The sequence below is a fragment of the Blautia sp. An46 genome, from assembly GCF_002161645.1.
GTDB lineage: Bacteria > Bacillota > Clostridia > Lachnospirales > Lachnospiraceae > Blautia > Blautia ornithocaccae.
Genome location: NZ_NFIF01000015.1, coordinates 1 through 13,890 on the forward strand (window position 1 = coordinate 1; position 13,890 = coordinate 13,890).

Genomic DNA, 13,890 nt, shown 5'->3' on the forward strand with positions numbered 1-13,890 from the left:
TTTTCACACCGGGCCATGCGGCCCTGTGCGCTTATGCGGTATTAGCAGTCATTTCTAACTGTTATCCCCCTGTGTGAGGCAGGTTGCCTACGTGTTACTCACCCGTCCGCCGCTCAGTCACAAGCCTCTTCACCCGAAAGATCAGAAGCAGGTGCTTCGCTCGACTTGCATGTGTTAGGCACGCCGCCAGCGTTCATCCTGAGCCAGGATCAAACTCTCTGATAAAGTGTCTGTTCCAGGTCATGATAAACTCTCGCTTATCCAAACCTTTTACTGTTTTGGTTCGTTGAACCGTTTTTAAAAATGAATGTAAAAGAATTTTCAGTTCATGTGTTTCACTGTTCAGTTATCAAGGTTCCTGTCTTGCGACAGCCATATTAGATTATCACATCTTTTCTGGCTTGTCAAGAACTTTTTTTATTTTCTTGAAAATTTCTTTTTTCAAGATTTTTCAGTTCTTTTCGACAGCTTTAATAGATTATCACAAACCTTTTTGTTTGTCAAGAACTTTTTTCAAGTTTTTTAATCTCAAAACTGTCAGCGGAGAAAGAGGGATTTGAACCCTCGCACGGCGCGAACCGTCTACACCCTTAGCAGGGGCGCCTCTTCAGCCACTTGAGTATTTCTCCATTGCCTGAATAATGTTAAATCATTCAATTTTTTGCTCTGCATGAGCAATATGTATTATACCGCTATTTATAAAAATTTGTCAACTACTTTTTTGAAAATTTTTTCGTTTTTTTTCAGCACTCCATTTTGAAACCTTTTGCCATTCGATTTAGATTAAATACCCTCCGTATAGAAAGAGATAAACATCTCTTCTGCACGGAGGGTATACTGAATGTATCTTCTGTTAATGCGAACTTGCAAGCGCATAACTCTATCTTTCGTTTTCTCTGATGACTTTCTCTATTCTTGACTTTACCTCCTGTGCAATCTCCACTGTCTTCATATCTTTATACTCTTCATATAAAAGCGGTTCCAGAAAATGAACCTGTACTGTCAGTTTTTCAATGGACTTTGTATCAAAAGATTTATAAGAATCAATAAGAGCTACCGGTACAATGGGGCATTTTGCCTTAACTGCAGGCTTAAAGCTTCCCCCTTTAAATTCATGGACATTATTGGGATCTTTTGTTCTGGTTCCCTCTGGGAAGATCAGATAGTTTCTTCCAGCTTTTACTTCTTTTGTTACCTGAAGGATTACCTGCATAGACTGTTTTACATCTTCTCTATCTATGGCAAAAGCCTTCATGCAGGCAAAGACCTGCTTCAGAAAAGGAATATTCTGAATTTCCTTTTTCATGACCACCGAAAAAGGTGTAGGGCAGGCCTGTATGATTGCCAGAACATCAAAGAGTCCCTGATGATTTGGAAAGAACATAAAACCATTTTCTTTTGGTATATTCTCTGCTCCATGAACGTCTATCTGTATCCGGCCTCCTGTTATTGCCCTGTTATCAATAAATCTTAATAACTTGTATCTTTCTTCCTCTGTATATTTATCTACATGACTGGCATAATAGCACAATTTGAACCAATAATACGGCACTATAAGAATATTATATGCTACCATTAATAAAATTCTCTTCACTTTTCCCTGCTCACTTTCTTCTTTATTCCCGCGAGCAACGAGCCAAGCGGGCATGCTTGCATGTCCATTTGGCGACTGCCGCGAGGGTACCTTTACAGAAGACGGCTGTATCGTCATCTCCTGCTGATTCGCAAAAAGAAGTGTGCATTAAAAATTTTTTCACTTTAATGCACACTCCCCACAGAGCTTTTTCCTACTTATATCTCGTTCGCCGACTGGCTGAAACGCTTATTCAGACTTTCTTTATAAGAAGGATTTTTTTCCTGAAACTCTTCAAAATTTTTCTGATAATTTTTGTAGGTTCTGGTATCCATAAATCTTTCATATGCACCTCTGGAATATTCACTCATTTCCTCAGTCACATCTTTTGCGGGAATTACAAAATACCTTTTATCTTTCTCCTTTACAAAGTAGAAAGACATAACAGGACATTTCTGCTCTGCATCCTTCGATTTATAATTAAACCATACATAAATCAGCTGGCTGTCTCCGCTTTTTCCCAGAGAGTCCGACTTTTCAAAGTCTATGCTTACTGCCTGATAGGCTTTAAAAAGCCGCATATTATAATTTATTTCCTTTTGTATATCCTCCTGAACTTCCTCATCTTCAGATAGGCCGTAGCATTCCTTAACAGCCTGTTCATTCTGGTCCTGATAAGAACGGACCAGGGATTTAACTATAGCTTCCGGCGATTTATAATCTACTCCTCCGCCGCAGCCTTCCAAAAGAAACATAAAAATGGAGACAGTCAATATCAATATAACCCCTTTTTTTACCGCTGTCATGAATTACCTTTATTCCCCTTCTCTTTCTCTTTCGGAATCCTCTTGTTTAATCTCATCGTCCTTATCTCTTACTTTGGCAATACTAGCCACTTTAATATCATCCTTCAGATCCATCAGCTTTACGCCAGACGTAATTCTTCCAAGAATAGATATGTCCTTGCATTCCAGACGGATAATGATTCCTTCTGTTGTGATCAGCATGATCTCATTGTCACTGTTTACTGCCTTAACGCCAATAACATTTCCTGTTTTTTCCGTAATCTTATAGCATTTAACGCCTTTTCCGCCTCTGTTCTGACGTGTGAATTCTCCTACAGAAGTACGTTTTCCAAGACCTTTTTCAGATACGATCAGCAGATAATCTCCCTGGCATGTAAGCTGCATGCCGATTACTTCATCCTCTTCCAGAAGATTGATTCCTCTTACTCCCATGGAAACTCTTCCGGTTACCCGTACATCTGTTTCATTAAAACGGATACACTGTCCGAATTTTGTTACCAGGATAATATCTTTCTTATTATCTGTAAACTTAACTTCAATAAGTTCATCATCTTCTCTCAGCGCAATGGCCGCCAGCCCTGTTTTTCTCACGTTTGCATAATCTTCAATAGGCGTCTTCTTAACCAGGCCGTTTTTGGTAGCCATAAAGAGGAAACTGCCCTTTTTAAACTCATTGATCGGTATCACTGCCGTGATCTTTTCCTCCGGCTGAAGCTGGAGCAGATTGATGATCGCCGTTCCTCTGGCTGTTCTGCTGGCCTCCGGAATCTCATAAGCTTTTATCCGGTACACCCTTCCTGTACTGGTAAAGAACATGAGATAATGATGAGTCGTCGTCATCAGCAGTTCTTCAATGTAGTCATCTTCTATAGTGGACATTCCCTTGATACCTTTGCCGCCTCTGTTCTGGCTGCGGAAATTATCAACAGTCATTCTCTTTATGTAGCCTAATTTTGTCATGGCTATCACTGTATTTTCTTTTGGTATCAGATCTTCCATAGAGATATCGTACTCATCATATCCGATAGAAGTCCTTCTGTCATCTCCGTATTTATCTGCAATAGCAAGAATTTCTTCCCGGATTACTCTAAGGAGCAGATTTCTGTCTGACAGGATAGCCTTCAGCTCTCTGATCTTCACTTCCAGATCATTAAATTCATTCTGAAGACGTTCTCTCTCCATTCCGGTAAGCTGATACAGCCTCATATTTACAATTTCCTGAGCCTGTACATCTGTAAAATCAAAGGTTTCCATTAAGGTATCCTTTGCTTCCTGTCTTGTCTTGGAATTTCGGATAATCTGGATTACCTGATCGATCACATCCAGGGCTTTCAGCAAACCAGATACTATATGTGCTCTGGCCTCTGCCTTGTTCAGATCATACTGTGTCCTTCTGGTAACCACATCTTCCTGATGATTCAGATAATGCTCCAGCATTTCCAGAAGACTCATAACCTTCGGAGTATTGCCTACCAGAGCCAGCATGATCACACCAAAGGTATCCTGAAGCTGAGTATGTTTATAAAGCTGGTTCAAAATCACATTGGCATTTGCATCTCTTCTCAGTTCAATACAGATACGCATACCTTCTCTGTTGGAATGATCGTTGATTGCCGTAATACCGTCAACTTTCTTATCCCTTACCAGCTCTGCGATTTTCTCAATAAGCCTTGCTTTATTGACCATATAAGGAAGTTCTGTAACGATAATCTGGGTTTTTCCATTTGGCATAGTCTCAATATCAGTCACTGCCCGTACACGGATTTTTCCTCTTCCCGTTCTGTAGGCCTCTTCGATTCCTCTGGTTCCCAGAATTGTAGCCCCTGTGGGGAAATCCGGTCCTTTTACGATAGAGAGAATCTCCTCTATGGTTGTTTCTCTGTTTTCTTCTATCTGATTGTCAATAATCTTTACTACTGCATTAATAATCTCTCTCAGATTATGGGGTGGTATATTGGTTGCCATACCTACGGCAATACCAGAGGTTCCGTTTGCCAGAAGGTTAGGATACCTGGAAGGCAGCACAGTAGGCTCTTTCTCCGTACCATCAAAGTTCGGCGTAAAATCTATAGTATTCTTATTGATATCCGCCAGCATTTCCATGGAAATCTTGCTCAGTCTTGCCTCTGTATAACGCATGGCGGCAGCTCCGTCACCGTCTACGGAGCCGAAATTTCCATGTCCGTCTACCAGAGGATATCTGGTAGACCAGTCCTGAGCCATATTTACCAATGCGCCATAAATAGAACTGTCTCCATGGGGATGATATTTACCCATGGTATCACCTACAATACGGGCGCATTTTCTGTGAGGCTTGTCAGGACCGTTATTTAATTCGATCATGGAATACAGGATTCTTCTCTGTACCGGTTTCAGACCGTCTCTGACATCAGGAAGTGCCCTGGATGCGATAACGCTCATGGCATACTCTATATAGGATTCCTCCATTTTTTTCTGCAGGTCAACTTCCTGGACTTTATCAAAAATATTATCTTCCATCTAGTTTCTCCTTTTTGCCTCTGCTTAAATATCCAGATTCTTCACATACTTGGCATTTTCTTCGATAAATTCTCTTCTGGGCTCTACCTTGTCCCCCATTAATGTTGTAAAGGTCAGGTCCAGTTCCGAAGTGGAGTCTTCGTCCATTACAACTCTCATGAGAATTCTTCTCTCTGGGTCCATGGTCGTTTCCCAAAGCTGGTCTGCATCCATTTCACCCAGACCTTTATACCGCTGGATACTACAGCCTTCCAGGCCGATTTCCTTAAGGATTTCCGCCTGCTCCTGCTCTGTATAAGCATAGTAAATTTTTCTGTTTTTCTCCAGTTTAAATAAAGGCGGCTTCGCCAGGTACACATATCCCTGTTTGATCAGTTCCGGCATAAATCTGTATAGGAATGTAAGCAGTAGGGTAGCAATATGAGCTCCATCTACATCGGCATCGGTCATTATGATGATCTTGTGGTACCTCAGCTTACTGATGTCGAAATCCTCATGTATTCCTGTTCCGAAAGCTGTGATCATGGCTTTGATCTCTGCATTGGCATAAATCTTGTCCAGTCTTGCCTTCTCAACATTCAATATCTTTCCTCTCAGAGGAAGAATTGCCTGAGTAGCTCTGCTTCTTGCTGTCTTTGCAGATCCTCCCGCAGAGTCTCCCTCTACAATATAGATTTCACACTTACTTGGATCCTTGTCCACGCAGTCTGCCAGCTTGCCCGGCAGGGACATACCGTCCAGCGCAGACTTCCTTCTAGTCAGCTCTCTGGCCTTTCTGGCAGCATCTCTGGCCCTCTGAGAAAGAATGGATTTCTCCACGATAATCTTTGCTACTGCAGGATTCTGCTCCAGGTAAATCTCCAGCTGGCTGCTGACAACATTGTCTACAGCGCCTCTGGCCTCGCTGTTTCCCAGTTTCTGCTTTGTCTGTCCTTCAAACTGCGGATCTTCGATTTTTACGCTGATAATTGCAGTCAGCCCTTCTCTGATATCCTCTCCTGACAGATTCTGTTCATTTTCCTTCAACAATTTATTCTTTCTGGCATAGTCATTAAATGTCTTTGTCAGGGCATTTCTGAATCCCATAATATGAGTTCCGCCCTCGGGAGTAGTTATATTATTAACAAAACCATAGGTGTTTTCTGTATAAGCATCATTATGCTGCATGGCAACTTCCACCATGACTCCGTCTTTCGTACCTTCGAAATAAAGGATATCTTCGTATAACGGCGTGGTGCTCTTGTTCAGATATTGAACAAACTCCCGGATACCGCCTTCGTAGTGGAAAGTAACTTCTTTCGGTTCCTCTTCTCTCTTATCCCGGGCAATGATTTTAAGACCTTTGGTAAGAAAGGCAATCTCACGAAAACGATGTTTTAAAGTATTGAAATCAAAAACCGTCTCTTCAAAGATTTCCGGGTCCGGATGGAAAGAAACCGTAGTTCCTGTTCTGTCCGGTTCACAGTCTCCCACCACTTTCAGACTGTACATGGCTTTTCCTCTCTCATACCGCTGCTGGTAGATCTTACCTTCATGATAAATCTTTACTTCCAGCCAGGTAGAAAGAGCATTTACTACAGAAGCTCCCACGCCGTGAAGGCCGCCGGATACCTTGTATCCCCCGCCTCCGAACTTTCCTCCTGCATGAAGGATCGTAAATACTACCTCTACGGCAGGAATTCCGGCTTTGTGGTTGATTCCCACAGGGATACCTCTTCCGTTATCTATAACTGTAATTGAATTATCTTCATTAATGGATACGTCGATAGTATCACAAAAACCTGCCAGAGCTTCATCCACCGCATTATCTACAATCTCATATACCAGATGGTGAAGACCTCTGGAGGATGTACTTCCAATATACATACCAGGCCTTTTTCTTACTGCTTCCAGGCCTTCCAGAATCTGTATCTGGTCGGCACCGTACTCTGTATTCATTTCTGTACTCATGTAATTCCTCCTGTTAACCGGGACAGTACACTTTCCCGTCAACTACCTTGAATATTTTATTGATATGAAATCTTTTGTCGATAAAATCATCCAGCCCTGTACATGTGATCATGGTCTGTACCTGGCTGATACTGTTTAAGAGATAATTCTGCCGGTTGGAATCCAGCTCAGATAAAACATCATCCAGCAGAAGCACCGGCATATCTTTTATTCTCTTTTTCACCATATATATTTCTGAAAGCTTCAAAGACAAAGCAGCAGTCCGCTGCTGTCCCTGAGAACCGTATTTTCTGATATCCATTCCATTTATTTTCACACAGAGATCATCTCTGTGTGGACCTGAGGAAGTCATTTTAAATCTGCAGTCCCTCTCTCTGTTCTGTGAAAGCACAGAAAGAAAATGCTCTTCCGAAGTACTTGGCTCGTAAAGCAGCTGAATCTCTTCCTTTCCTCCGGTAATATTGCTGTGTATCTCTCCTATGATCCCGTTCATCTCATCAATGAAATCTCTCCGGCTCCGGATGATTGCTGTGCCATAATGGGCAAGCTGCTCATCCCAAACTTCCAGAGTACTTATAAGAGAAGGCTGAAAAGAAAGATCCTTCAGCAGCTTATTCCTCTGATTCAGAATATGATTATAGTTTGACAGATCCGAAAGATAAAGTTTATTTAGTTGACATAATTCCAAGTCAATAAATCGTCTTCTCTCTCCCGGTCCATTTTTTATAATATTTAAATCTTCCGGAGAAAAAAAAACAAGATTCAGGATACCGAATAACTCTCCTGCCTTTCGTATGGGGATCCCGTCTATAGCAATTCCCTTAGGCTTATTTTTTTTAAGATGCATGTCTATTTTCCTGGAAATGCCCTCTTTTTTTACAAACATCCGGATATGTGCTTCCTCAGCGTTAAATTGGATCATTTCCCTGTCCTTACTGCCTCTGTGAGATTTTGTAGTCCCACAGAGATAGACAGCTTCCAGAATATTTGTCTTACCCTGAGCATTATCCCCATAGAAAATATTAGTTCCTCTGTCAAAAGTAAGGGAAAGGGTCTCGTAATTTCTGTAATTTTTCAGCTCTATGGATTCAATATACATAGGTCACCCGATTTCTTCCAGGATCATTTCTCGATCCGGATTTCCTCTCCGTTATAGGAAACCACATCTCCGTCGTACAGTTTCCGTCCTCTTCTGGTCTCAGTTTCCTGATTGACCTTTACTTCTCCATCCTGAATCACATACTTAGCCTCAACACCATCTTCCACCAGATTTGCGGCTTTCAGAGCCTGGCCAAGTTTTATAAATTCATCTTTTAATTTGATAATTTCCATTTTTTCCCCTTTTAGTCCTTTCCTAAAGAACTGTTTTTAACATGATCTCGAAACCCGCAATTATCTGCCTGCAGCATTAAAATTTACAGGAAGGATCAGATAAATATACTGCTGGGCATCGTCTCTTATAAAGCATGGAGCCTTAGGATTCATAAGATAAATACTGATTTCCTCATCATCAATAACCTTCAGCGCATCGATCAGGAATTTCGGGTTAAATCCGATCATAATATCCTTGCCTTCTTTTTCAATATCAATATCTTCTTTCATAGAACCAATCTGAGAATCAATGCTCAGCTCCATCTGTCCGTCTTCGATATTGATGATGATCGGTTTCTTATCTCCCTCTTTTACCAGAAGTGTTGCTCTGTCAATACAATCCAGGAATTCTTTTTTATTAATCTTTACCTTTGTCTCATAATCGCTGGAAAGCATCTGATCAATTTTAAAATATTCTCCCTCAATGAGACGGGATACCACGGTGGTATTATCAAACTCAAAAAGAATATGATTTGAAGAAAGATAAATGTCTACCATATCTTCCATTTCACCAGATAAGATTTTGCTGATTTCACTTAAAGTTTTTCCAGGAACAACGACTTTACGGTCTTCGCACTCTTCTTTTAAAGGAACACGGCGGATAGAGATCCTGTGTCCATCCAGAGAAATGACACGAAGCCGGTTTTCTTCAATCTGGAAAAGTTCGCCTGTCATCAGCTTGTTGTTTTCATTTAATGCAATGGAAAAAATAGTCTGTCGGATAATTTCTTTCAAAGTAAACTGTGAAATCCGTATACAGTCATTCTTTTCTATTAAAGGAAGATATGCAAAATCTTCGCCAGATTTTCCAGGTATGTTAAATTTCGCTTTTTCACAGGTAATTGTAGTATTTAATCTTTCATCTGTCTCTATAGTAACATCACTGTCAGGAAGTTTCCGAACGATTTCGGAAAAAATCTTTGCATCAAGAGCAATAATGCCTTTTTCAAGAACCATACCCTGAACCCGGGTTTCGATTCCCAGTTCCATATCATTAGAGGTGAATTTAATGTCATTGGTTGATGCATCTATAAGAATACATTCAAGAATAGGCATTGTTGTTTTAGCCGGAACGGCTTTCATAACGATATTTACACTTTTTTGAAGTTCAGCTTTGGAACAGAATAATTTCATAATGTGAATAACTTCCTTTCTGTGGTGGAGTGTATAATATATAAATAAAATGATTAAGTAATCCGCAGTAGCCGCCGTAGGGGCTGTGAGTATGTGTATAAGTGCCGAAACCCGTGAAAAATGCGGGTTTCGCGGTATGGATAACTTTGTGGGCAGACCCCGAAGTTCCTGTGCAGACCCGGTTGATAAAGGTGTGGACAAAAATGAGGGATTTTCAGCCTGTTCAAGTTTCCACATGAAATACACATTATATGCACTTTAAGTTGTGGATAAAGTTACTGCTTGGAAGGGTTAATCTTCTTCTTCAAAATGTCGATTACTTCCCGGGTAGATTCGGAGGTCTCCAGCTCTGCTTCGATTTTATTAATACCATTCATAATCGTAGTATGATCACGGCCTCCAAGGTACTGTCCTATATTTTTAAGAGTGGTATCCGTCATATGCCTGCAAAGATACATGACAATCTGACGTGGAAATACGACTTTGGAATTTCGTTTGTTTCCTACAATATCTCCAGGTGTCAGGTCAAAATGTTCTGCCACAATGTCTGTTATCAGTTCTGGAGTGATCACCCTTTTTTCATTTGGTGAGATAATATCTTTTAATACCTTTTCTGCAAGAGCCAGGTTTATCTCACTTTTTTCCAGGTTAGCGTAAGCCATGATCTTATTTAAAGAACCTTCAAGTTCACGGATGTTGGATTTTACGTTTCTGGCAATGTATTCAATGACCTCATTATCTATAGAATATCCGTCCAGCTCTTCTTTTTTACGGAGAATCGCCATTCGGGTCTCATAGTCCGGAGAGGAAATATCCACGATCAGTCCCCATTCGAAACGAGAACGGAGACGGTCTTCCAGGATTTCCATATCTTTAGGCGGTTTATCAGAGGAGATAACAATCTGTTTTTTGGCGCCATGAAGAGCATTAAAAGTATGGAAAAATTCCTCCTGGGTAGATTCTTTGCCGATAATGAACTGGATATCGTCAATTAAAAGTACATCGATGTCCCGGTATTTTTCCCGGAATTTGGACATTGTAGAGTTGTTACCGTTACGGATGGAATCAATCAGTTCATTGGTAAAAGTTTCGCTGGTAACATAGAGCACCTTGGCATTGGGATTTTTTTGCAGCACAAAATGAGCGATGGAATGCATCAGATGAGTTTTACCAAGTCCTACTCCTCCATAGATAAAAAGGGGATTATAGGCTTCTCCCGGAGATTCCGCTACAGCAAGAGAGGCCGCATGGGCCATTTTATTATTGCTTCCAACTACAAAAGTATCAAAGGTATAGCGGGGATTGAGCCCTGCTTTTACGATATTGCCGTTTAATGTGGAATCGCTGATGGGAGCCGGCTCCGGAATTTCTTCCTTAATATCCTCTGGAAGAACCAGAGAAATCTCATAATCTTCCCCGGTAGTCTCTATAATAGCCACTTGAAGAGGCAGAAGATACTTCTTATTAATATAATTCAGCGCCATACTACCATTTGTAACAACAATAGTGACAACATTACCTTCCACTTTATATACTTCCAAAGGCTCCAGCCAGGCAGAAAAAGAAACGGGTGACACATCGTGCTCCGTCTTTACCATATTTAGAATCTCCGGCCATTTTTCCTGTATAATGTGCATTTTCATTCTCCTAACAAGTATTTTATGCCTTTTTCACACAAAAAAATATACCCTCACTCTATAAAGGGTATGATTGAATGATTATATCACCCAATCATCGGCTCATCGGCAAAAAAAGTATTATTATCTATATATTATAATAAAAAACGGTATTAATCAATGAAAAATTCAAGAATCCAGAGGATTCCCAATGAAAAATCAATGTGGAAAAGTGGATATAAAAAGAAGTATACATTTATATAGGAAAGAATTATTTAAAAAAAAGAATCCCCAAAGAGGGAAATGTGTATAAGTGGGTATGTGTATAAGGAAGTGTGGATAGTGGTGATAAAGAAAATCTGTAAACCTGTGGAAAAAAGAAATGTGAGTAATGTGTATAATGTCGAAAACAGAATCCACACGTAAAAAACCGTTGAAAAATAAGGGTTTTTGAAAAAATATAGAGAACAAATGTGAATATATAGAGTGACTTATCCACATCTTATCCACAAATTGTGGATAAATTTACGTAAACCGGAAAATGTGAAGAAGTATGTGTATGGGAAAAGGGGATAATAAACTGTATCAAAAAGTTACCCACATTATTCTGTGGATAAGTGTGGATAACTTTTGGTAACTATTCAGTCATAAACGAAGATTTAGCTGCGGCAGCAGTGAAAAAGCAGCATTAGCTGCGAAACTGAGCTGTATGGCTGAATAGTGACAAATTTTTAAAGAACTTTAGCAAGAAATACTTGACGAAATAAGGGTTTGTGAATATAATTGAAATGATGTTTTCTACCATGCATAACTAGGAGAGACGTTCAACACTTCGGAAGAACGTCCATTAATATAAGGGAGGTGCCTTGATTATGAAAATGACATTTCAGCCTAAGAAAAGACAGAGATCCAAAGTTCATGGATTCAGAGCTAGAATGAGCAGTAAAGGCGGTAGAAAAGTTTTAGCTGCCAGAAGAGCAAAAGGAAGAAAAAGATTATCAGCTTAAGACCGCAGATATGTGGTCTTTTCTTCTCTTTGCATACCCTCAGAGTATAAGGTCAGAGTATGAAATATTCGGAATCATTGAAAAAAAATTGGGATTTTCAACTGGTTTATAAAAATGGAACATCTTTTGCAAATCGATATTTAGTTATGTATGTGCTGAAAAACCAGTTGAATCGCAACAGATTGGGAATATCCGTCAGCAAGAAAGTGGGAAACAGTGTTATAAGGCATCATCTGGCACGACTGATAAGAGAAAGTTATCGTCTTAATGAAGAAAAATTTGTATGCGGATATGATATAGTAGTAATCGTAAGGATGAATGGAAAGGATCAGGGATTCCATTCTATAGAGAGCGCCCTGCTTCATCTGGGAAAGCTCCACAAAATTTTGAGAAGTGAAGAGAATGAAAACAATATTAATCAAAATGATTAAATTCTATCAGAAATATTTGTCCCCGCTTAAGAGCACATGTTGTCCGTATATACCCACATGTTCTCAGTATGGTTTGGAAGCGATAGAAAAATATGGCGCCCTGAAAGGAAGTCTTCTGGCTGCATGGAGAATTTTGAGATGCAATCCTTTTTCAAAGGGCGGGTATGATCCGGTGCCGTAGGACAAGGGTGACAAGATTATAAGGAGGATACTGTTTTGGGTATATTACTGACGAAAAGTACTATGCCGATTGTAAACTGGGTGGCGGAAGTACTCGGTTGGCTTATGAACGGCATTTACAGCATCGGAGTTCATAATTTAGGTCTGTGTATTATTATATTTACAGTTATTATCTATGCTTTAATGACTCCCCTGCAGATCAAACAGCAGAAATTTTCAAAAATGAATATGGTCATGCAGCCGGAGATTCAGAAAATCCAGAAAAAATATAAGAATAAAAAAGATCAGACCTCACAGATGAAAATGCAGGAAGAAACCATGGCCGTATATGAAAAATACGGGGTTTCACCTACAGGCAGCTGTCTTCAGCTGTTGATTCAGATGCCAATCTTCTTTGCATTGTATCAGGTTATTATAAAGATTCCGGGATATATCGGAGGAATCAAGGAAGTATTTAGTGACGCTGTAGCTCATATTACAGATGTCAGCGGATATTCGGATATTATCAGTCAGTTTATTACGGATAACGGCATTCGTACCTATAGCTGGGTACAGGGACAAGAAGGAAATGCCAATCAGGTTATTGACTTTTTATACAGTTTATCACCATCTCAGTGGGACAAACTGGCCAGTATAGAGCAATTTCAGGGATTCGCTGATGTACTGGATAAGAGTGCAGAGACACTTCAGCCTATGCAGAATTTTCTGGGACTGAATATTGCAGATACACCATGGGCTTTGATCCAGGCAGGATGGTCTTCTCATCAGTACCTGATGATCCTTGCAGCTGTACTTGTGCCGGTTCTGGCGTGGGCAACACAGATGATCAACATGAAGTTGATGCCCACCGCTTCTTCAAACAGCAGTGGTAATGGAAATCAGTCACAGATGGAAGCTACAATGAAGAGTATGAACGTTTTCATGCCTCTGTTTACTGCTTTTATCTGTTTTACATTCCCCTTTGGTATCGGTATCTACTGGATCATAGGTGCTCTGGTGCGTACCGTGCAGCAGCTTGTTATTAACAGACATCTGAATCATATGGATATGGATGCTTATATCCAGAAAAACAGAGAAAAAAGAGAAAAGAAGATGGCGAAGAGAGGAGTTATCTCTCAGAATATCAGCCAGCAGGCCAGAATGAATGTGCGCAATATTGAAGAGCCTAAGAAAAAGACTATGGCGGAGAAAAGTGGTTCTGTTAAAGAGGCATCCGGATATAATTATACGGTTCCGAAGACAAAACCGGGAAGTCTGGCGTCAAAGGCAAATATGGTAGCCGCATTTGATGAGGAAAACAAGAAGAAAAAGAAGTAGAAGGTA

At 40.3% G+C, this 13,890-nt stretch carries 12 protein-coding genes, 1 tRNA gene and 1 rRNA gene; 4 read left to right on the forward strand and 10 right to left on the reverse strand.

The genetic code is table 11. The features are described 5' to 3' along the window. From B5G00_RS12400 to dnaA, 10 genes are all read right to left on the reverse strand, one after another. A 16S ribosomal RNA gene (locus B5G00_RS12400) occupies nt 1-225 on the reverse strand; the annotation flags it as partial. Between the two features lie 316 nt (nt 226-541). Next, a tRNA-Ser gene (locus B5G00_RS12405) sits at nt 542-629 on the reverse strand. Nucleotides 630-880: 251 nt separating this feature from the next. Next, nucleotides 881-1,594, reverse strand: a complete 714-nt coding sequence (locus tag B5G00_RS12410) for a lysophospholipid acyltransferase family protein (protein WP_087273369.1) — start codon at nt 1,592-1,594, stop codon at nt 881-883. Between the two features lie 197 nt (nt 1,595-1,791). Further along, a complete protein-coding gene (locus tag B5G00_RS12415; protein WP_087273195.1) occupies nt 1,792-2,379 on the reverse strand; it encodes a hypothetical protein in 588 nt (195 codons plus the stop codon). Between the two features lie 9 nt (nt 2,380-2,388). Next, nucleotides 2,389-4,878 (reverse strand): DNA gyrase subunit A, encoded by a 2,490-nt coding sequence (gene gyrA, locus B5G00_RS12420; protein ID WP_087273197.1) that lies wholly within the window; start codon nt 4,876-4,878, stop codon nt 2,389-2,391. Between the two features lie 24 nt (nt 4,879-4,902). Beyond that, nucleotides 4,903-6,828, reverse strand: a complete 1,926-nt coding sequence (gyrB, locus tag B5G00_RS12425) for a DNA topoisomerase (ATP-hydrolyzing) subunit B (protein WP_087273199.1) — start codon at nt 6,826-6,828, stop codon at nt 4,903-4,905. A 13-nt stretch (nt 6,829-6,841) separates the two neighbouring features. Further along, on the reverse strand, nt 6,842-7,927 hold the full coding sequence (gene recF / locus B5G00_RS12430) for a DNA replication/repair protein RecF (protein WP_087273201.1): 1,086 nt from the start codon (nt 7,925-7,927) through the stop codon (nt 6,842-6,844). Between the two features lie 23 nt (nt 7,928-7,950). After that, a complete protein-coding gene (locus tag B5G00_RS12435; RefSeq protein ID WP_087273203.1) occupies nt 7,951-8,160 on the reverse strand; it encodes an RNA-binding S4 domain-containing protein in 210 nt (69 codons plus the stop codon). 60 nt (nt 8,161-8,220) lie between these two features. Beyond that, on the reverse strand, nt 8,221-9,333 hold the full coding sequence (gene dnaN / locus B5G00_RS12440) for a DNA polymerase III subunit beta (protein ID WP_087273205.1): 1,113 nt from the start codon (nt 9,331-9,333) through the stop codon (nt 8,221-8,223). A gap of 275 nt (nt 9,334-9,608) precedes the next feature. Further along, on the reverse strand, nt 9,609-10,970 hold the full coding sequence (gene dnaA, locus B5G00_RS12445; RefSeq protein ID WP_087273207.1) for a chromosomal replication initiator protein DnaA: 1,362 nt from the start codon (nt 10,968-10,970) through the stop codon (nt 9,609-9,611). Nucleotides 10,971-11,821: 851 nt separating this feature from the next. On the opposite strand from dnaA, the gene rpmH reads away from it, so the two are divergent. Genes rpmH through B5G00_RS12465 form a run of 4 tightly spaced genes read left to right on the forward strand, consistent with a single transcriptional unit; the run spans nt 11,822 to nt 13,884 of the window. Further along, complete coding sequence (gene rpmH / locus B5G00_RS12450; protein ID WP_087273209.1) at nt 11,822-11,956, forward strand: 50S ribosomal protein L34; 135 nt, start codon at nt 11,822-11,824, stop codon at nt 11,954-11,956. 59 nt (nt 11,957-12,015) lie between these two features. Then, nucleotides 12,016-12,387, forward strand: a complete 372-nt coding sequence (gene rnpA, locus B5G00_RS12455) for a ribonuclease P protein component (RefSeq protein ID WP_087273211.1) — start codon at nt 12,016-12,018, stop codon at nt 12,385-12,387. Further along, a complete protein-coding gene (gene yidD, locus B5G00_RS12460; protein ID WP_087273213.1) occupies nt 12,359-12,568 on the forward strand; it encodes a membrane protein insertion efficiency factor YidD in 210 nt (69 codons plus the stop codon). The genes rnpA and yidD overlap by 29 nt, the downstream gene beginning before the upstream one ends. Before the next feature lie 35 nt (nt 12,569-12,603). Beyond that, nucleotides 12,604-13,884 carry a YidC/Oxa1 family membrane protein insertase gene (locus tag B5G00_RS12465; protein WP_242971350.1) on the forward strand — a complete coding sequence of 427 codons (1,281 nt, stop codon included), beginning with the start codon at nt 12,604-12,606 and terminating at the stop codon, nt 13,882-13,884. Nucleotides 13,885-13,890 lie beyond the last annotated feature (6 nt).